Source organism: Achromobacter sp. 1014246743, assembly GCF_059760725.1.
Genome location: NZ_JCBANA010000067.1, coordinates 1 through 20323, shown reverse-complemented (window position 1 = coordinate 20323; position 20323 = coordinate 1). Strand labels below are relative to the sequence as shown.

At 66.1% G+C, this 20323-nt stretch carries 17 protein-coding genes and 1 pseudogene; 16 read left to right on the top strand and 2 right to left on the bottom strand.

Annotation, left to right across the window (positions count from 1 at the left end; genetic code table 11):
* Positions 1–111: 111 nt before the first annotated feature.
* A complete protein-coding gene (locus AC6LJ2_RS23775; protein WP_263911994.1) occupies positions 112–867 on the bottom strand; it encodes an RNA polymerase sigma factor FliA in 756 nt (251 codons plus the stop codon).
* 430 nt (positions 868–1297) lie between these two features.
* Between AC6LJ2_RS23775 and flhD the strand changes: the two genes are divergently transcribed.
* The 16 genes from flhD to flhF all read left to right on the top strand — a co-directional run bounded on the left by flhD (position 1298) and on the right by flhF (position 20104).
* On the top strand, positions 1298–1621 hold the full coding sequence (gene flhD / locus AC6LJ2_RS23770; protein ID WP_006219025.1) for a flagellar transcriptional regulator FlhD: 324 nt from the start codon (positions 1298–1300) through the stop codon (positions 1619–1621).
* Between the two features lie 30 nt (positions 1622–1651).
* Positions 1652–2233 (top strand): flagellar transcriptional regulator FlhC, encoded by a 582-nt coding sequence (gene flhC, locus AC6LJ2_RS23765; RefSeq protein ID WP_263911995.1) that lies wholly within the window; start codon positions 1652–1654, stop codon positions 2231–2233.
* Positions 2234–2350: 117 nt separating this feature from the next.
* Positions 2351–3220, top strand: a complete 870-nt coding sequence (gene motA, locus AC6LJ2_RS23760) for a flagellar motor stator protein MotA (RefSeq protein ID WP_263911996.1) — start codon at positions 2351–2353, stop codon at positions 3218–3220.
* Positions 3221–3231: 11 nt separating this feature from the next.
* Positions 3232–4221: a flagellar motor protein MotB gene (gene motB, locus AC6LJ2_RS23755; protein WP_025138910.1), complete on the top strand. Its 990-nt coding sequence runs from the start codon at positions 3232–3234 to the stop codon at positions 4219–4221.
* A 2-nt stretch (positions 4222–4223) separates the two neighbouring features.
* A complete protein-coding gene (locus tag AC6LJ2_RS23750; protein WP_263911998.1) occupies positions 4224–4604 on the top strand; it encodes a response regulator in 381 nt (126 codons plus the stop codon).
* A 29-nt stretch (positions 4605–4633) separates the two neighbouring features.
* Positions 4634–6754 carry a chemotaxis protein CheA gene (gene cheA, locus AC6LJ2_RS23745; protein WP_263911999.1) on the top strand — a complete coding sequence of 707 codons (2121 nt, stop codon included), beginning with the start codon at positions 4634–4636 and terminating at the stop codon, positions 6752–6754.
* 15 nt (positions 6755–6769) lie between these two features.
* Positions 6770–7270 (top strand): chemotaxis protein CheW, encoded by a 501-nt coding sequence (gene cheW / locus AC6LJ2_RS23740; RefSeq protein ID WP_025138907.1) that lies wholly within the window; start codon positions 6770–6772, stop codon positions 7268–7270.
* Between the two features lie 91 nt (positions 7271–7361).
* Complete coding sequence (locus AC6LJ2_RS23735; RefSeq protein ID WP_498152312.1) at positions 7362–9065, top strand: methyl-accepting chemotaxis protein; 1704 nt, start codon at positions 7362–7364, stop codon at positions 9063–9065.
* Between the two features lie 8 nt (positions 9066–9073).
* Complete coding sequence (locus AC6LJ2_RS23730) at positions 9074–9928, top strand: CheR family methyltransferase (protein WP_263912001.1); 855 nt, start codon at positions 9074–9076, stop codon at positions 9926–9928.
* A 30-nt stretch (positions 9929–9958) separates the two neighbouring features.
* Entirely contained in the window at positions 9959–11017 is a 1059-nt protein-coding gene (locus AC6LJ2_RS23725; protein WP_445658812.1) for a protein-glutamate methylesterase/protein-glutamine glutaminase, read from the top strand.
* A 50-nt stretch (positions 11018–11067) separates the two neighbouring features.
* The gene (gene cheY, locus AC6LJ2_RS23720; protein ID WP_006387517.1) at positions 11068–11457 is read left to right on the top strand and encodes a chemotaxis response regulator CheY; all 390 of its coding nucleotides are present in this window, start codon (positions 11068–11070) and stop codon (positions 11455–11457) included.
* Between the two features lie 9 nt (positions 11458–11466).
* The gene (cheZ, locus tag AC6LJ2_RS23715; protein ID WP_498152311.1) at positions 11467–12099 is read left to right on the top strand and encodes a protein phosphatase CheZ; all 633 of its coding nucleotides are present in this window, start codon (positions 11467–11469) and stop codon (positions 12097–12099) included.
* Positions 12100–12311: 212 nt separating this feature from the next.
* Positions 12312–13859 carry a methyl-accepting chemotaxis protein gene (locus AC6LJ2_RS23710; RefSeq protein WP_498152310.1) on the top strand — a complete coding sequence of 516 codons (1548 nt, stop codon included), beginning with the start codon at positions 12312–12314 and terminating at the stop codon, positions 13857–13859.
* Positions 13860–13976: 117 nt separating this feature from the next.
* Positions 13977–15131, top strand: coding sequence for a flagellar biosynthesis protein FlhB (gene flhB / locus AC6LJ2_RS23705; RefSeq protein WP_263912008.1), 1155 nt, complete (start codon positions 13977–13979; stop codon positions 15129–15131).
* 3 nt (positions 15132–15134) lie between these two features.
* A complete protein-coding gene (flhA, locus tag AC6LJ2_RS23700; RefSeq protein WP_263912009.1) occupies positions 15135–17255 on the top strand; it encodes a flagellar biosynthesis protein FlhA in 2121 nt (706 codons plus the stop codon).
* Positions 17252–20104, top strand: a complete 2853-nt coding sequence (flhF, locus tag AC6LJ2_RS23695; protein ID WP_498152309.1) for a flagellar biosynthesis GTPase FlhF — start codon at positions 17252–17254, stop codon at positions 20102–20104. Before flhA ends, flhF begins: the two co-directional genes overlap by 4 nt.
* A gap of 58 nt (positions 20105–20162) precedes the next feature.
* Here the strand turns inward: flhF and AC6LJ2_RS23690 are convergent.
* Positions 20163–20323, bottom strand: a pseudogene (locus AC6LJ2_RS23690) (IS110 family transposase); the annotation flags it as partial.

The following is a 20323-nucleotide window of genomic DNA, read 5'->3' as shown; positions in this document are numbered from 1 at the left end:
AGGTTCAAAGGCTGGGGAACAGGCTACCAGCGGGCGCGTTGCCAGGAAGGCTTGAAAAAAGGCGAAAAATACCGGGGTTTTGACTTGCAGGTGCGGTGCCGCCTGCCGCGCCTAGATGATCTGCGCGATCTGCCCTTCCTGGGGCAAATCCTGCCAGGCCTGCTCGCGCAGCTTGGCGCGGATGCGGGCGGTGGCCTGCGAGCGCAGCTGGCAGACGCGGGCCTCGGTCACGTTCATGATCGCGCCGATTTCCTTCAGGTTCAGGCCTTGCTCGTAGCACAGCGACAAGAGCAGCTTTTCGCGGTCGGGCAGGCTGTCGATGGCGTGGATCAGGGCCTGGCGGAAATCGCCGGCCAGGAGGGAATCCAGCGGATTGCCGCCGGCCGAGCCGTGGTTGAGCGTGGCGGTCCAGTCGGTCTGGCCGGAGGCCGCGTCGGGCTCGGTGGCGAAATCTTCGTAATGCACGATCTGCACGCCCTGGGCGTCGTGCAGCAGCGTCTGGTATTCGTTCAGCGGCATGTCCAGCTGCTGCGCGATCTCGGCCTCGGTGGGGGCGCGCATCAGGCGCTGTTCCAGCTGCTGGATGGCCTGTTCGATCTTGCGGGCCTTGGCGCGCACGCTGCGCGGCAGCCAGTCCTGTCCGCGCAGCTCATCGAGCATGGCGCCGCGGATGCGGGTGGTGGCGTAGGTTTCGAACTGGGCGTCAGCCGTTTCCTGGTAACGCCGCACGGCGTCCAGCAGGCCGATCATGCCGGCTTGGATCAGGTCGTCCAGTTCGACGCTGGCCGGCAGCCGGGCGAGCAATTGCAGGGCCAGCTTCCGCACTAGCGGGGCATATTCGACCAAGCTGTCATCTGCGTGGGGCATTGCGGGAATGTCGGGCGGTGTCCATCGTGACGCGTCGTCGGTTGTTGTCAATTTGCGACATTGTCGACAAACGCGCGGCTGCGATAAAGCTAGCAAGATTCTGTGATCGGCAAGGTGTCATTGTCGGCAAATGTCGTTATTTCATTCCTTAAAGCACGCAACGTTTTGAATGCTTATTTGGCAAATTGACGTAGATTTGTCAGGGATTTCTATGTCAAGGTGTATCGAAACGCCCGAGTTGCGCAATATCAACAAAGATTTGTCATATAAGTCATAGAAAATGACATGACCTGTGGTAAATTTTACTTAAATTGCGAACAAATGATACATTTCGCATTAAAACAGGATGCAGCGGGCAGGGCGCAACAGTGTTGCGAATTGTCCTTGGTTATCAAGCCCCTTCGGTGGGATAGGGAATAGGGAGTCGGGCGTGCAACAAGTCGAAAATTCTTTGCTGGCAGATATTCGCGAAGTGAATCTGTCTTATTTACTGCTCGCACAGCGCATGCTGCGCGATGACTATGCTGCATCGATGTTCCGCTTGGGTTTCAGCAACGAAGTTGCCGATATCCTGATGCGTCTTTCTCCGGCTCAGCTGGTGAAGCTGGCCAGCTCCAGCTCGCTGCTGTGCCGTTTCCGTTTCGACGACTACAGCCTGCTGTCCGCCCTGACGCACGACGTGCTGGGCGGCGCGCTGCAACAGGCGCACGCGACGATCCTGCTGGCCAAGCAACCTGTTGAAGAACTGGCCTGACGGCCTGTCGACCCCACTGGGACACGTGTAATGGCCACCAAGAGCGTTTCGCAGGAAGCGGATGACATTCTGCTTGCCAGCTCCATGATCACTTTGGGGGCGCGGCTGCAGGTGCTGGAGGCTGAAACCAGCCTGAGCCACGACCGCCTGGCACGCCTGTACCGCGAAATACGCGGCTGCTCGCCACCGAAGGGCATGCTGCCGTTTTCGGTTGACTGGTTCATGACCTGGTTGCCGAATATTCATTCGTCGCTCTTCTACAACGTGTATTCGTTCCTGAATTCGCGTACCAGCAGCAAAGGCATCCGCGCCATCATCGACGCGTACCGCCTGTACCTCGAAAACGCCGGCGTGGACAGCGCCGAATCCGCCGAACCCGTGCTGAGCTTTACCCGCGCGTGGATGCTGGTGCGCTTTTTCGACAGCGGCATGCTGCAGCTGTCCGCCTGCCGCCAGTGCGGCGGCCATTTCATTGCGCACGCCCATGATCCGCAGTCGGATTTCGTGTGCGCGATCTGCCGTCCGCCACCCCGGGCGGGCAAGACCCGCGCCGCGGCCAAGGCGCGCGCCGGCAGCCGTCCCGCACCCGCCGTGGACGCCGCCCGCTCCTGAGCGGCGTTTCCAAATACATCAAAAGCCCTGGAAAACTCCCCGTAACCCGCCTTTTTGGGTCGGGGGGAACAGGGGATCATTGACGCCGGTTTTAGACTTCGTTGGCAGGGGCCTGATGTGTTGATTGTTATCGGTTTTCTCGTGGTGATCGTGTCGGTCGTCGGCAGCTTCATAGCGCTGGGCGGCCACTTGGGCGCGCTTTACCAGCCGTTCGAACTCACGCTGATCTTTGGCGCCGCCTTCGGCGCCTTCCTGGCCAGCAACAGCAAGAAGTCCTTGATGCTGGTCAAGAACGCGCTGCCCGACATGCTGAAAAGCTCGCGCTACGGCAAGGACGTCTACATGGAGCTGATGGCGCTCCTGTACGTGCTGCTGAACAAGGCGCGGCGCGAAGGCCTGATGGCCATCGAATCGCATATCGAGGATCCGGCCTCCAGCCCGATCTTCAGTGAATACCCGCGTATCGCCAAAGACGCCAAGCTCATGGAGTTCATCACGGACTACCTGCGCATCATGATCAGCGGCAACATGAGCTCGTTCGAAATCGAAACGCTCATGGACGAGGAAATCGAGACCTACCGCCACGAGCGCGAAGTGCCTGCCAATGCGCTCAAGCAGATGGCCGACGGGCTGCCGGCCTTCGGCATCGTGGCCGCGGTGCTGGGCGTGATCAAGGCGCTGGCCGCCGTGGACCAGCCGCCCGCCATCCTGGGCGACCTGATTTCCAAGGCCATGGTCGGCACCTTCCTGGGTATTTTGCTGGCCTACGGCTTTGTCGGCCCGATGGCCTCGCGCGTCGAACGTCGTTCGGACGAAGCCATGAAAGTGCTGGAATGCATCAAGACCACGCTGCTGGCCAGCATGAACGGCTACCCGCCGCAGCTGGCGGTGGAATTCGGCCGCAAGGTGCTGTTCTCGTCCGTGCGTCCGACCTTCGGTGAGCTGGAAGAGCACGTCCGGCAGACCAAGTCGACCGCCAAGGCCTGACGGAGCGGGCCATGAGCACGGTAAACAACCACCGTGTGGTGATTCGCCGCAAGAAGGTCCACGGCGGCGGACACCACGGCGGCAGCTGGAAGATCGCCTACGCCGACTTCATCACGGCGATGATGGCGTTTTTCCTGGTGATGTGGCTGATCAGCATCGTGCCGCGCGAAGAACTGAAGGGCATCGCGGAGTACTTCCGCATGCCGCTGCGCGTGGCATTGACGGGCGGCCCCAGCAGCTCGGCCGAGACCAGCGCGGTGCCCGGCGGCGGGCGCGATCCCCTGCGCAACGACGGCGATGTGCGCCGCGCCCAGGGCAACCGGGTCGAGGCCCAGCCCATGGGCGACGCCGAGCGGCGCGACCAGCACCGCCTGGAAAACCTCAAGAAGCGCCTGGAAAACGTCATCGAGAACAGCCCGGTCCTGAAGAGTTTCCGGCCCCAGCTGCTGATCGACCTGACCACCGAAGGCCTGCGCATCCAGATCATCGACAACCAGAACCGCCCGATGTTCGCGACGGGGCGTGCCGAAGTGCAGCCCTACATGCGCGACATCCTGCGTGAATTGGGGCCGGTTCTGAACGAGCTGCCCAACAAGGTCAGCATCTCCGGCCATACCGACGCGTCGCAGTACGCCCGCGGCGAGCGCGCCTACAGCAATTGGGAGCTGTCGGCCGACCGCGCCAACGCCTCGCGGCAGGAATTGGTGGCCGGCGGCATGAACGAAAGCAAGGTCATGCGCATCCAGGGTCTGTCTTCCAGCATGAGCCTGGTTAAAGATGATCCGTATGCGGCCGTTAATAGACGTATCAGCCTAGTGGTGCTCAACCAGAGCACCCAGCGGCGCATCGAAAACGAGAACGCCGCCGCAGCGGACGTGAGCGCCAAGGATGCCCGCGAGGTTGGAACGGCCGTGGAGGCGGTGCAAGCCGCCGCCCAGGCCACGACGGCAACCAAGCAGGGCGAAACGGCGGCAACGCCGCAAGCTGAAGGGGCTCGATAGCAATGGCGGCAACGATTCTGGTGGCGGACGATTCGGCGACGATGAGAATGATCGTGCAGGCGACGCTGACGGGCGCGGGGTGGAAGGTGCTGACGGCCGGCAACGGCCAGGAAGCGCTGGAGATGGCTAGGCGCCATCCGGTGGATCTGGTGGTCAGCGACTGGAACATGCCCGTGATGGGCGGCCTGGAGCTGATCCAGGGTTTGCGTGAGCAGGACCAGTACCTGGATGTGCCGGTGCTGGTGCTGACCACCGAAGACGATGTGGATAGCAAGATGGCCGCTCGGGATCTGGGCGTTTGTGGCTGGCTTTCCAAGCCGGTCGACCCCGATGTGCTGGTGGAATTGGCGTCCGAATTGCTCGATGAGCAGTCCGGCGCGTAAGCAGGTTCATTTATGAAGGCGTACGGGTCATGAGTTCTGGTTTGGATCTCAGTCAGTTTTACGAGACCTTTTTCGACGAAGCAGACGAACTGCTCGCGCAAATGGAGCAGCTTCTGCTCGAGCTCGACGTGGGCGCGCCCGACATCGAGCAGCTCAATGCCATTTTCCGCGCGGCCCACTCGATCAAGGGCGGCGCGGCCACGTTCGGCTGCTTCACGCAGCTGGCGGGCACGACCCATCTGCTGGAAAACCTTCTGGACGCGATCCGCCGCGGCGAAATGGCGCTGCGCACGGACATGATTGATATTTTCTTGGAAACGAAAGACGTGCTCAAAAGCCAACTGGATGCCTACCGGGCCTCCGAAGAGCCCGATGACGCCGTGTTTGAGCGTATCTGCGCGGTCTTGAGGCAGCTCGCCCTGGAGCACAAGGACCCCGCCGCCGCGGCGCCCGCTCCGGCCCCTGTTGCGGCACCCGTTGCGGCGCCTGTCGTGGCGCCCGCGCCGGTGCAGGCCGCGCCTGAACCGGTGGCCGAGGTGGCCGCGCCCGCCGACACGGCCGGACTGCCGCTGCGCGTGCGCATCACCAAGGTATCCGACAAGGACGCCGAGTCGTTGCTGGAAGAAATGGGCAACCTGGGCCAGGTCAAGGCCAGCGAGCGCGCCAATGGCGTGCTGACCGTGTGGGTGGACAGCACCTGCACGCCGGACGATATCGAAGCGGTGTGCTGCTTCATCGTCGATGCCGACCAACTGAACATTGCCCGTGAAGCCGCGCCCGCCGCGGCAGCGCCGGCGGTGGCCGAGCCGGTCGTGGCCGCCCCGGTGGCCGCGGCCCCGGTCGAGGCGCCGCCCGCTGCGGCTGCGCCGGCCATGGCGGAATCCGCCGCGGCGGCCGAAGCCATCTCGCAGGCCGCGCGCACCAGCCGCGCCGCCGCGCCGGCCCATGCCGACAAGGAATCGACGTCGATTCGCGTGGGCGTGGAAAAAGTCGACCAGGTGATCAACCTGGTGGGCGAACTGGTCATCACCCAGGCGATGCTGGCGCAGACCGCGTCCACGCTGGACCCGGTGCTGCACGATCGCCTGCTCAACGGCATGGAACAGCTCGAGCGCAACGCGCGCGACCTGCAGGAAGCCGTGATGTCCATCCGCATGATGCCGATGGACTACGTGTTCAGCCGCTTCCCGCGCCTGGTGCGCGACATTGCCGGCAAGATGGGCAAGCAGATCGAACTGCAGACCTACGGCCGCGCGACCGAACTGGACAAGAGCCTGATCGAACGCATCATCGATCCGCTGACCCACCTGGTGCGCAACAGCCTGGACCACGGCATCGAGACGCCTGAAAAGCGCGTCGCCGCGGGCAAGGACCCGGTGGGCCAGCTGGTGCTGTCGGCCCAGCATAACGGCGGCAACATCGTCATCGAAGTCAGCGACGACGGCGCCGGCCTGAACCGCGAGAAGATCCTGAAGAAGGCCATGGCCCAGGGCCTGCCGGTCAACGAGAATTCGCCGGACGACGAAATCTGGCAGCTGATTTTCGCGCCCGGTTTCTCTACCGCCGAAAAGGTCACCGATATCTCGGGCCGCGGCGTGGGCATGGACGTGGTGCGACGCAACATCCAGGACATGGGCGGCCACGTGCAGCTGTCGTGCGAGCCGGGCAATGGCACCACCACGCGCATCGTGCTGCCGCTGACGCTGGCGATCCTGGACGGCATGTCGGTGCGGGTGGGCGAAGAGACCTTCATCCTGCCGCTGAACCACGTGACCGAATCGCTGCAGCCGACCAACGACCAGATCTATTCCGTGGCCGGCAACGAGCGCGTGATGCACGTGCGCGGCGAATACCTGCCGCTGGTGGAAATGCACCGCGTGTTCTCGGTCAGCGAAGCCCAGACCGACCCGACGCAGGCCATCGCGGTCATCATGCAGGCCGAAGACCGTCGTTTCGCGCTGCTGGTGGATCACCTGATCGGCCAGCACCAGGTGGTGGTCAAGAACCTGGAATCGAATTACCGCAAGGTCCCCGGCATCTCCGCCGCCACCATCCTGGGCGATGGCAGCGTGGCGTTGATCGTCGACGTATTTGCGCTTGCGCGCGCCAACCGTGAGCGTTGGTCGCAGCCCGAAGCCATTCTGAATTGATGGAGAAATAGCCCCATGGCAGCCAAACCGCAAGCGCAAGCCGCGCGCAATGAAGATGTCGGCAACGAGTTCCTGGTGTTTACGCTGGGCGACGAAGAGTACGGCATCGACATCCTGAAGGTGCAGGAAATCCGCGGCTACGACGCCGACACGGTGACCCGCATCGCCAACGTTCCGCCCTTCATCAAGGGCGTGACCAACCTGCGCGGCATCATCGTGCCGATCGTCGACCTGCGCATCAAGTTCAACCTGGGCAGCGTCGAATACAACGAGCAGACCGTCGTCATCATCCTGAACCTGGATCGCCGCGTCGTCGGCATCGTGGTCGACGGCGTGTCGGACGTGCTGATGCTGAACGCCGGCCAGATCCGTCCGGCCCCGGAGTTCGGCGCCACGCTGTCCACCGAGTACCTGACGGGCCTGGGCACGGTGGACGAACGCATGCTGATCCTGGTCGACATCGAAAAGATGATGACCAGCGACGAAATGGCATTGGTGGAGAAGGCCGCCTCCTGATCGGAGCGGTCGGAATCCAGTGAGATGAGCGCGCCATATTGAACCAATATGGCGCTTTCCTTAACGATTGCAGTCAGGAGTGGTTCTTGTGATGCGCAAGTTTTTCGCGAACATGACGATACGCAGCAGCCTGTTGTGGGTGCTGGCGTTCTTCTCATTCATGTTGGTGATTGGAGCGGCGCTCGGCGTACTGTCGCTGCGCATCAGCAATGGCACCCTGGCGGAAATCAAGCAATCGCAGGAACTGGACGACGCGGTGGGCCGCGTCGTGTCCAGCTATAAAGATACGCTGAACGGCCTGGGCCGTTCGGCTGCGGCCAATTACGCCGACATCGTGCGCAGCGTGGGCCAGCCCACGCTGTTGGCGCAAGGTCTGTCCAGCGAGGCCGCCGGCCTGCTGGAGCGCGCCAAGGCGTCGATGAACAAGGGCCAGGCCGAGTTCGATTTCTTCAAGACCCTGCCCAAGCCGGCCGAAGCAGCCGAGTCGCTCAAGGAAGTCGAGGACGCCTACACCGCGCTGGTGCAGCAAGGCCTCACGCCGCTGGCCGCCGCGCTGGAAAAGGCCGACATGCCGGCCTACCAGGCGCAGGTGCAGAAGGTGCAGGACGCGCTGGAAGGGCGTTTTGCCCGCGCCGTGGAAGGCTTTGATTTCTGGCGTGCCAGCAAGATGCTGGATGCGCACGAGGTCGCGCAGGTGCGTTACCAGTTCGTGCTGATGGCCGTCAGCGCCGGCGGCGTGATCGCCGCGCTGCTGGTGTTTGCCACCTATGTGTTCCTGCGCCGCCGCGTGTTGCAGCCGCTCAAGGAAGCCGGCCACCATTTCGATCGCATTGCCGGCGGCGACCTGACCGCCCGCGTGGAGGCGCGCAATACGAATGAAATCGGCCAGCTGTTTGCCGCGCTCAAGCGCATGCAGGAAAGCCTGACCCGCACCGTGGCGTCGGTACGCCGCGGGGTGGACGAGATCAACGTCGGTTCGCACGAGATCGCGGCCGGCAATACGGACCTGTCCAGCCGCACCGAGCAGCAGGCGGCCTCGCTGGAAGAGACCGCGGCATCGATGGAAGAGCTGGCCTCGACCGTGAAGCAGAATGCCGACAACGCGCGCCAGGCCAATCAACTGGCGGCCAGCGCGTCGGACGTGGCCGAGCGCGGCGGCTCCGCCGTGGCCGAAGTGGTCAACACGATGCATGGCATTTCGGCCAGCTCGCGCAAGATCTCGGAAATCGTCTCGGTCATTGACGGCATTGCGTTCCAGACCAACATCCTGGCGCTGAACGCGGCGGTGGAAGCCGCGCGTGCCGGCGAGCAGGGCAAGGGCTTTGCGGTGGTGGCGGGCGAAGTGCGCTCGCTGGCCCAGCGCAGCGCGCAGGCGGCCAAGGAAATCAAGGGCCTGATCGAGGACTCGGTGACCAAGGTGGGCGCGGGTTCGCAACAGGTGGAACGTGCGGGCGCGACGATGCAGGAAATCGTGTCGTCCGTGAAGCGCGTGACCGACATCATGGGCGAGATCTCGGCGGCCTCCGAAGAACAATCCAGCGGCATCGACCAGGTGAACCGCGCGGTCTCGCAGATGGACGAAGTGACGCAGCAGAACGCGGCGCTGGTGGAAGAAGCCGCAGCCGCGGCCGGCTCGCTGCAGGAACAGGCCCAGCGCCTGGCTGAAGCGGTGGCCGTGTTCAAGATCAATGCGGGTGAAGTGATTGAAGTGCCGGCGCACCGGCTGTCCTCGGGCCGCGCGGCCCAGGACGATTCGCGATTGCAAGCGCCTGACGCGCTTGCCCTGGGACATTGAGGGCAGTGGTGGCGACAGCAGCAAACCCGGCACCGTCCATTTCGGTGGACCGCCAATTCGATTTTCGCGACGCGGACTTTACCCGCGTGCGCAAGATGATCCACGCGCGCGCCGGCATTTCGCTGGGCACGCACAAGCGCGAAATGGTCTACAGCCGACTGGCGCGGCGCCTGCGGGCGCTGGGCCGGCAGGATTTCGGCAGCTACCTGGACCAGCTTGAAAACGAGCCCGACGCGGCCGAATGGGAAGATTTCGTCAATGCGTTGACGACCAACCTGACGGCGTTTTTCCGCGAATCGCATCACTTCCCGATCCTGGCCGATTTTGCGCAAAAGCGCGGCGGTCCGGTGTCGGTGTGGTGCTGTGCGGCGTCGACCGGCGAAGAACCGTATTCCATCGCCATCACCCTGGCCGAGGCGCTGGGCCCCCGAGCCAGCGGTTCGACGGTGCTGGCGACCGATATCGACACCAACGTACTGAACCGCGCCCGCACGGCGGTCTATCCGGCCGAACGCGTGGCCAAGATGGAAGAAAGCCGCCTCAAGCGCTTTTTCCTGAAGGGCCGCGGCGCCAACGCCGGCCAGGTGCGGGTGCGGCCCGAGATCGCCGACATGGTGCGCTACGAGACCTTGAACCTGCTGGCGCCGTCCTGGCCGATCAGCGAGAAGTTCGATGTGATCTTCTGCCGCAACGTGATGATCTATTTCGATAAACCGACCCAGGCAAAGATACTCGAGCGTTTTGTTCCGCTGCTCAAGCCGGGCGGCCTGCTGTTCGCGGGCCACTCGGAGAACTTTACCTATATCAGCCGGGATTTCCGTCTGCGCGGGCAGACAGTCTACGAATGCGCGGGTCGGGCTTAGGGCTTACGCCAGACCGAGGCGGTAAAAACAATGCAGAAAATCAGAGTGTTATGTGTGGACGACTCCGCGCTGGTGCGGGGGCTGATGACCGAGATCATCAACAGCCAGCCGGACATGGAGGTCGTCGCGACCGCGCCGGATCCGTTGGTGGCGCGCGAGCTCATCAAGAAGCACAACCCGGACGTGTTGACGCTGGACGTGGAAATGCCCCGCATGGACGGGCTGGATTTCCTGGAAAAGCTGATGCGCCTGCGGCCGATGCCGGTCGTGATGGTGTCGTCGCTGACCGAACGCGGCGGCGAAATCACGCTGCGCGCCCTGGAACTGGGCGCCATCGACTTCGTCACCAAGCCCAAGCTGGGCATTCGCGACGGGCTGCTGGAATACACCGAACTGATCGCCGACAAGATCCGCGCGGCCTCGCGCGCCAAGCTGCGCGCGCCCAGCCCGCACGCGGCTGCGCCGGCACCGTCGCCGATGCTGCGCCGGCCGCTGTCCAGCTCGGAAAAGCTGGTCATCGTGGGCGCGTCCACGGGCGGCACGGAAGCCATTCGCGAGGTGCTGCAGCCCCTGCCGCCTGACAGCCCGGCCATTCTCATCACGCAGCACATGCCTGCCGGCTTCACCCGGTCGTTCGCGCAGCGTCTGGATGCCCTGTGCGCGGTGACGGTGCGCGAAGCCGTGCACGGCGAGCGGGTGCTGCCGGGCCACGTCTACCTGGCGCCGGGCGGCGATACGCACATGCGCCTGGGCCGCAGCGGCGCCAACTACGTGATCGAGCTGGAAGCCAGCGAACCCGTGAACCGCCATCGCCCGTCGGTGGACGTACTGTTTAATTCCGCCGCCGTGGCAGCGGGCAAGAACGCCATCGGCGTCATCCTGACCGGGATGGGCAAGGACGGAGCGGCCGGCATGCTGGCCATGCACCGCGCCGGCGCCCACACCATGGCGCAGGATGAAGCCAGTTGCGTGGTCTTCGGCATGCCCCGGGAGGCTATCGCGATAGGCGCGGCTGACGAAGTGGTGCCGCTGTCGGCGATGAGTGAGCGCATTCTGACTCGCCTGGGCGACCGGGGGCACCGCGTCTGACGCGGACGTCTCCCCGATCGGTCTCAAGCACATTTCTTTTGGAGTTGAAGATGGTAGACAAGGGCATCAAGATTCTGGTGGTGGATGACTTCCCCACCATGCGGCGGATCATCCGCAACCTGCTCAAAGAGCTGGGTTTCGAGAACGTGGACGAGGCCGAAGACGGCGCCATCGGCCTGGAGAAGCTGCGCAACGGTGGCTTCCAGTTCGTCGTGTCCGACTGGAACATGCCCAACCTGGATGGCCTGGAAATGCTCAAGCAGATCCGCGCCGATGCCTCCCTGGCTTCGCTGCCGGTGCTGATGGTGACGGCCGAGGCCAAGAAGGAAAACATCGTTGCGGCGGCCCAGGCCGGCGCCAACGGTTACGTGGTCAAGCCTTTCACCGCGGCGACGCTGGAAGAGAAGCTGGTCAAGATCTTCGAGAAAATTGGCGGCTGAGGTGCGTGAATGAGCACGACGCAGAATGTTGACCCGGCCGAATCCCCGGACCTGATCCACCGCATTGCCTCGCTGACCCGCATGCTGCGCGACAGCATGCGCGAGCTGGGCCTGGACCAGGCCATCAAGGACGCGGCCAACGCCATCCCCGATGCCCGCGACCGCCTGCGCTACGTGGCGCAGATGACCGAACAGGCCGCCAACCGCGTGCTGAACGCGACCGAGGCCGCCGGCCCGATCCAGGACGGCATGTCGCGTTCGGCCCAGGCGCTCGATAGCCGCTGGCAGCAATGGTATGACCAGCCGCTGGAATTGCCCGAGGCCCGCGAACTGGTCAAGGACACCCGCGCCTTCCTGCAGGACGTGCCCAAGCAGACGCAGCAGACCCAGTCCAAGCTGATGGAAATCATCATGGCGCAGGACTTCCAGGACCTGACCGGCCAGGTCATCATGCGCATGATGGACGTGGTCGGCGCGATCGAGCGCGAGCTGCTGCAGGTGCTGCTGGACAACGTGCCGCAAGAGCGCCGCGACGAGGCCAACAGCCTGCTCAACGGTCCGCAGGTCAGCCCGCAAGGCAAGACCGACGTCGTGACCAGCCAGGACCAGGTCGACGACCTGCTGGCCAGCCTGGGTTTCTGACCCCTGGGTCCGGCGGCGGCCGGGATGCCTGTCCCGTCCGCCGCGTTGCTTGACCAGGCATGGTCGTATTCCCTAAGAGTACGAAGCCGCACGCTTGGGTAGACTGCACAACCATAAGAATCGGGGCCAGCAGCAAGAGACAGGGCGCGCCCGCCGCGTCCAGGCAACGGATGCCCATAGAAGGCGATCCGGGCCGCACAAGGAGGTGCATCGTGGCCAGATCCGTATTCGCATTCGGAGGCATCTGGGGGTTATTGCGCCGGCTCAATCGCGGCCGCGCCGCGCTGTCCGACCGCCCGCTGTCCGTCAGTCCGGCCGCCTGGCCGTTGTACCGCTTTCTGTCCGGCATCCGCAGCCGCGTGGTGACGGTGCGGCAATCCAGCATCGAAATCGCCCTGAACACCGCCCGGACCCAGTTCCAGGCGGGCCGCTGCGCCGCGCTGGCGCAGGAACAGGCGCGCGCGGCCGAGGCGCTGGCCGCCAGCGGCGCGCAGATCGCGGCGTTGTCCGCGTCCACCTCGACCCACGCGCGCGAGATCGCGCAGGTCTCGGGACAGAACCTGCGGGCTGCCGAGCAGGCGCTGGCGGAATTGTCCGAGGTCAAGGAACGCGTCGACCGCATGACCCGCGAGATGGCGTCCTTCACGACCGTGGTCGAACAACTGACCGGCCGGGCCCGGTCGGTGGGGGACATCAGCAAGCTGATCAAGGACATTGCCCTGCAGACCCAGCTGCTGGCGCTGAACGCCGGCGTCGAGGCGGCGAGGGCGGGCGACGCCGGTCGCGGCTTCGCGGTGGTGGCCAGCGAAGTCGGCCGGCTGGCCGAGCGGGTCAATGCGGCGACCAGCGATATCGGCCGCCATACCGGCGAAATGCTGGAACAGGTGGATTCGACCCAGCGGCAGACCGGCCTGTTGCGCGAAGACGTGGACGCTTCGGGCGCGGTGCTGGACAAGACCCGCCAGGATTTCCAGCATTTCGTGCGCGACTTCGACAGCATGAATCGCCAGGTGGGCGAGGTGGTGCAGGCCATCGGCGAGGTCGACGCCACCAACCACGGCATGAGCCAGGACGTCAGCCGCATCGCGGCGCTGAGCGCCGACGTGCGCGAGCGGGTGGCCAGCATGTCCGGCGAAATCGACCGCATCCGGCGCCAGACCGAGAGCGTGCAGGAGGTGCTGTCGGACATGCGCACGGGCAATACGGCGTTCGACCGGCTGTCAGAGACGCTGGATGCCTTCCGGCTGGCGGCCATCCGGCTGCTCCAGCACGCGCGCGAGCGCGGACTGGACGTGTTCGACCGCCACTACCAGCGAATTGCGGGCAGCGAGCCGCCGCGCTATCACACGGCCTATGACCGCGGCATCGACGAGGCGCTGACGCGCCTGTTGGACAGCGTGCTGGAGGCGGTGCCGGGCGGCAGTTACACCTTGCTGGTGGACGGGCGGGGCTACGCGCCGGCCCACAACAGCCGTTATTCCCATGCGCCCAGCGGCGATCCGGCGCAGGACATCCTGCGGGTGCGCCACAAGCGGATCTTCGACGACCCGGTCGGGGCCCGGCTGGCGGCCAACACCGAAACCCTGCTGTTTCAGACCTATTCCCGCGATACCGGGGAGATCGTCAACGACATTTCGGTGCCCCTGTACCTGGACGGCGAGCACTGGGGCGCGGTCCGGATCGGGCTGGACTACATGCGCTTCCAGGCCGCCCTGGCGGCCGGTGAGCCCGGCCGTCACCCGCTGGCGGCGGCGGGCTGAGGAATAGCGCCGCTTTCCCCCCGTTTCTTGGCTTATCGCCAAATGGCCATGCCACCTAGAATCTCGGCGGGCAGCTCGTAATCCGTCAATCCGCGAGCCGCAACGACACCGCAGAGCATGGCCGAAGAAAGCGACCTCGAGAAATCCGAAGCCGCCTCTCCCAGGCGCCTGGAAAAGGCGCGCGAGGAGGGGCAGATTGCGCGTTCCCGGGAATTGGGCACGTTCATGATGCTGGCCGCCGGTGTCGCGGCCATCTGGATGGGCGGCGGTTCGCTTTATCGGGGACTGAGCGGGGTGCTGCGCGGCGGGCTGGCGTTCGACCAGCGCGTGGTGACCGACCCGGGCGTGATGGTCGAGCTGGCCGTGAACGGTTTTGGCCATGCGCTGATGGTGATCCTGCCGATCTTCGGCCTGCTGGCCGTGATTGCCGTGCTGTCCAGCGTGCTGCTGGGCGGGATCGTCATCTCGGGCAAGCCGCTGTCGCCGAATTTCTCCAAGCTGAGCCTGTTCGCCGGCCTCAAGCGAATGTTCTCGGCCCAGACGGTGGTCGAACTGGTCAAGGCGCTGGCCAAGGCCCTGCTGGTGGGCGGCGTGGCGGTGTGGATCATCTGGCGCTATCACGACGACATGCTGGGCCTGATGCACGTGGCCCCGACGGCGGCGCTGACCAAGGCGCTGACCCTGGTGGCGATGTGCTGCGCCTTCATCGTGGCCTCGCTGATGGTGATCGTGATGCTGGATGTGCCGTGGCAGATCTGGAGCCACCTGAAAAAGCTGCGCATGTCCAAGGAAGACGTGCGCCAGGAACACAAGGAAAGCGAGGGCGACCCCCACACCAAGGCCCGCATCCGCCAGCAGCAGCGCCAGGCCGCGCGCCGTCGGATGATGTCCGAAGTGCCCAACGCCGACGTGGTCGTGACCAACCCGACCCACTACGCGGTGGCGCTGAAGTACGAAGAAGACAAGAATGGCGCGCCGCGGGTGCTGGCCAAGGGCACCGGGCTGATCGCGGCCAAGATCCGTGAGCTGGCCGCCGAACACCGCATTCCCACCTTGGAGGCGCCGCCGCTGGCGCGCGCCCTGTATCAACACGTCGACCTGGGTAAAGAAATCCCGGCCGAGCTATATACCGCGGTCGCGGAAGTGCTGGCGTGGGTCTTCCAGTTGCGCTCATGGCGTTCGGGATGGGGGGTCGAGCCGACGGCCCCCACGTCCCTGCCCGTGCCGGCCGACCTGGACCCGCAGGCCAAACCCGCAGCACAAGGAGTTTAAGGAATGAGCGCTTTGCTCACCATGTTGAAAAGCAGCGGAGGCACGCACGCGCGCCTTCTGGCCGGCCCCGTCCTGATCGTGATGGTGCTGGGCATGATGGTGCTGCCCCTGCCCACCTTCCTGCTGGACCTGCTGTTCACCTTCAACATCGCCTTGTCGGTGATGATCCTGCTGGTGGCCATGTTCACCCGCAAGCCGCTGGACTTCGCCGCCTTTCCGGCCGTGCTGCTGTTCGCCACGCTGCTGCGCCTGTCGCTGAACGTGGCGTCGACCCGCGTGGTGCTGCTGCACGGCCATACCGGGCCGGACGCCGCCGGCAAGGTGATCGAGGCCTTCGGCCACTTCCTGGTGGGCGGCAACTTCGCTGTCGGTATCATCGTCTTCATCATCCTGACGATCATCAACTTCATCGTCATCACCAAGGGTGCGGGCCGTATCGCCGAAGTCGGCGCGCGCTTCACCCTGGACGCCATGCCCGGCAAGCAGATGGCCATCGACGCCGACCTGAACGCCGGCCTGATCGGCGAGGACGAGGCACGCCGGCGCCGCGCCGAGGTCTCGCAGGAATCCGACTTCTTCGGCTCGATGGACGGCGCCAGCAAGTTCGTGCGCGGCGACGCCATCGCCGGCCTGCTGATCATGGCCATCAACATCATCGGCGGCCTGATCGTGGGCGTGGCCCAGCACGACATGTCGATGAGCGATTCGGCCCGCGTCTACACGCTGCTGACCATCGGTGACGGCCTGGTCGCCCAGATCCCTGCGCTGGTGATCTCCACCGCCGCGGGCGTGGTCGTGTCGCGCGTGTCGACCGACCAGGACATCGGCCAGCAGATCATCAGCCAGCTGTTTTCGAACCCCGCCGTGCTGTTCCTGACGGCCGGCATCATCGGCATCATGGGCCTGATTCCCAACATGCCGCACATCGCCTTCCTGACCCTGGCCGCCGGCCTGGCCTGGGGCGGCTGGGCGCTGCAGAAGCGGCGCAAGGCGGCCGAGGTGGCCGCCCGGGACGTGCCGCAGCAGGCCGTGACGCAGGCGCAGGCCGCGGCGGCCGAAGCCAGCTGGGACGACGTGTCGATGGTGGACCAGCTGGGCCTGGAAGTGGGCTACCGGCTGATTCCGCTGGTGGACCACGCCCAGAACGGCGAGCTGCTGCACCGCATCCGCAGCCTGCGCAAGAAATTCGCCCAGGACGTGGGCTTCCTGCCGCCGGTGGTGCACATCCGCGACAACCTCGAACTCAAGCCCAACGACTATCGCATCCTGTTGTCCGGCGTCGAAATCGGCCACGGCGTGGCCATGCCGGGCCAGTGGCTGGCCATCGACCCGGGCGGCGTGACGATGCAGATCAAGGGCACCCCCACCACCGATCCGGCCTTCGGCCTGCCGGCGCTGTGGATCGACGGCAGCCTGCGCGACCAGGCCCAGGTGGTCGGCTACACGGTGGTGGACGCGGGCACCGTGGTGGCCACCCATTTGAACCACCTGATGCACCGCCACGGCTCGAACCTCCTGGGCCGCCAGGAAGTGCAGCAGCTGCTGGACCGCATCGGCCGCGACGCGCCCAAGCTGGTCGAGGACCTAGTGCCCAAGACCCTGTCGCTGACCGCGCTGCAGAAGGTGCTGCAGGGCCTGCTGGCCGAGGAAGTGCCCATCCGCGACATGCGCACGATCATCGACACCCTGTCCGAACACGGTCCGCGCCTGGCGGCGCTGGCGGCCGGGGCGGGCGGGCAGCCGGACATCAACGAACTGATCGCGCTGACGCGCCGCGCGCTGGGCCGCGCCATCACCCAGCAATGGTTCCCGGGCGAAGGCGAGCTGCGCGTGATCGGCCTGGACGTCAAGCTCGAGCGCGTGCTGTCGCAGGCGCTGACCACCAGCGGCGGGCTGGAGCCCGGCCTGGCCGATACGCTGCTGCGCGAGACGCAGGCCGCGGTCGAACGCCAGGAATCGCAGGGCAATGCGCCGGTGCTGCTGGTGTCGCCGGTGCTGCGCGCACCGCTGTCGCGCTTCCTGCGCCACCATTTGCCGCAGTTGGGTGTGTTGTCGAATACGGAAATTCCGGATGAGCGCATGGTCCGCGTGACCGCGCTGATCGGCGGGGGTAATGGTCAATGAAGATAAGCCGCTTCTTTGGGGCGAACAGCCGGGATGTGATGCGTCAGGTGCGCCAGGTGCTGGGCCCGGACGCGCTGATCGTGTCGAATCGCAGCGTCGATGGCGGCATCGAGGTGCTGGCCACGGTGGAAGGCGCGTTTGACGACGTGCCGCAGGAATCGCCGCGTCAGCCGGCGCCGCAGGAGACCGCGCCTGCGCCGGCCTACGCCGCGCCGCAGCCTGGCTATGGCGCACCTCAGCCTGCCTACGCTGCGCCTGCCGCCGCGCCGCAGCCGGCCTATGTCCCGCCGCAGCCTGCCTATGCTGCGCCGGCCCGCTCCATCGCCGCGTATCAGTCTGCCTACGCCTCGTCGGCGTTGCCGGAGCAGGATGAACAGCAGGAATCGGTCGCACCGTCGGCGCCTCCTGCCGCTGCCGTGGCCGCGCCCGTCGCGCCGGTGCGCATGGAAATGCCCGCCTTGCCGCCGCTTGCGCGCGAGCAGCCGGCTGCACCCCGGCCGCCGATGGCGCGTCTGCCTGAGGCGCCCCAGCCGGATGCGGCCCAGCCGAATGCGGCCCAGCCGCCCGTCGCCCGCATGCCCGCCATGCCGGCGCCGCAGCCGGCCGTGTTGCCGCCGACCTCGCCCCAACCGACCTTGCCGCAACCGATGGCGCCCCAATCGCCCATGTCCCGCATGCCCGACGCGCCGCTGCGCAACGGACCGGTCGTGCCGCCCGCAGCCTTGCCGGGCGATGCCGCGGCCGGCCTGCAGGACGCGATCAGCGCCTTGCGCGGCGCGCTGGAAAGCCGCATGGACGGCCTGCTGTGGGGCGGCCGCCAGGGCCCGGGCCGCGAACCGGCCGGCGCTGCCTTGTTCCGCAGCCTGCTGGACGCGGGCTTCAGCACCAAGCTCGTGCGCGCGCTGGTCGAGCGCATGCCGGAAGGCATGTCTGCCGAGGCCGCGCTGGCATGGGCCCGCAATGAACTGGTGACCCACCTGCCGGTGCTGGGATCGGAAGACGAATTCCTGGGCGGCGGCGTGTACGCGCTGGTCGGCCCGACCGGCGTGGGCAAGACGACCACCCTGGCCAAGCTGGCGGCGCGCTGCGTGGCCCGCGAAGGCCGCGAGCAGGTGGCCATGCTGACCACTGACAATTTCCGGATCGGCGCGCTGGAGCAGTTGCAGATCTACGGCCGCCTGATGGGCGTGCCGGCGCACTCGGTGCGCGATGCCGGCGAGCTGCGCCGCATCCTGGCCGAACTGGGCAACCGCAAGATCGTGCTGATCGACACCACCGGCATCAGCCAGCGCGACCGCCACGTGGCCGAGCAGGCCGCCATGCTGTGCAACGCCGGCAAACCGGTGCGCCGGCTGCTGGTGCTGAACGCCGCCAGCCAGGGCGACACCCTGGACGAAGTGGCGCATGCCTATCGCAACGGCGTGGGCGAGGACGTGGCCGGCTGCATCATCACCAAGCTCGACGAGGCCTCGCGCCTGGGTGCGGCGCTGGATACGGCGATCCGCCACCGGCTGCCGATTCACTATTCCTCGGTCGGCCAGAAGGTGCCTGAACACCTGGAACTGGCGCGCGCCGACGCGCTGATCGACCGCGCCTTCGCCATGGTCGAGCGGGCTCGTGCCCTGTATACCCCCAGCGAGGCGGATCTGGCGTCGCTGTGGTCCGCGGCGCCGCGCGACAGCGCAGCGGTCGATCCGGCCCGCCGGCGTCAATTGCTGGCCTCGGCCATCCTGCGGCCACAAGGCGGCGCGGCCGCGATCGACGCCGCGCAGAACCTGGACGACGCCATCGGCTGGCTCGACAGCGATCCGGCCTGCGTGCAGGCGCGCGCATCGTGGCGTGAATATGTCAGCGACGGCGCGGGCTCCAGCCTGGCCGCGCTGGGTGAGTCGCCCCTGGCGATGGTGCGGCGCGAATTCTCCAGCGCCTGCGGCCGCCACCTCCTGGCCATGCATGGCAAGACCAGCATGAAGGGCGATGGCCTGCCGGGCGGCACGCTGCTCAGTTCCGTCCTGATGAGCGACCGCGGCGCCGCGATGGCCGCGCCCGCCCAGCAATTGGTGTTGCCGCACGGCATGCTGTCCTCGTTCGACCCCGCCAGCGCGGCCCAGCCGGACACGGCGCTGGCGCTGGAAGCCCGCATCGGTTGGCTGGGCGGCCAGCTCGAGCGCCTGCCGGTGGTGCACATGCTGGAAGCCGGCACGTCTGCCTTGTGGCAGAGCCTGAGCGGGCAGGGCGTGTCGTGGGTGGCGCGCAACCCGGGCGGCCTGCGCGTGATCCAGGATGATTGCCCGACCAACCTGAATGCAGTGGGCAAGAGCGTCGGCTACCTGCCGGTGGGCCAGCCGGGCGACATGCCGGGCCTGCGCGCCGTGCCGGGTACGCGGCCGGCGCCGCTGGCGCTGTGGGCGTCGGGTACCGAGATCGGCTTGCCGGGTCGGGGCGACGACACGCGCCTGCGGCTGGTCTGCGCCCGCCTGATCGACACGGCCAGCGGCGAGGTCGCCGGCCAGTTGTTCGGCCTGACCAACCTGACGGCCAACCAGGCCGATGCCGCTACCGTGGCGCGCTGGCTGGTCTTGCAGGAAGAAGCCCGCGCCGGTTTCCGCTACATGGCCAACGCCTGGCAGGCGCTGCCCGCTGTCGATGGCGCCCACACCCTGGCGCGCCAATCGTTGATGGCCGGCCAGCTGGGCGCGGCGTGCTGGCAACTGGCGCATGCGCCGGCGGCCGATTCGGCCCGCTCGACGCTGTCGGGCGTGGTCAGCGCCGACCGCAAGCTGTCGGGACGTCTGTTGCCGGTAGCACTGCTGAAAATGTTTGCCCTGCTGGAAATGGCTGAAGGGTAGGCCCCCACGCCGCACACGCTTCGCGTGTTTGCTGCCCCCCAAGCAACTGTGTTTCCAGTCAAGCAGCCTGAAGGTGCAATTGGCTGTTCCACGGTTGCTGGGAGCGGGCCATGGCGTTCAGGATTCGTAGCAGCTTGTGCGAGCAAGCGACCAGAGCGACCTTCTTGGGTTTGCCGGCCGCCAGCAGACGATCGTAGAACGCCTTAATAACGGGGTTGA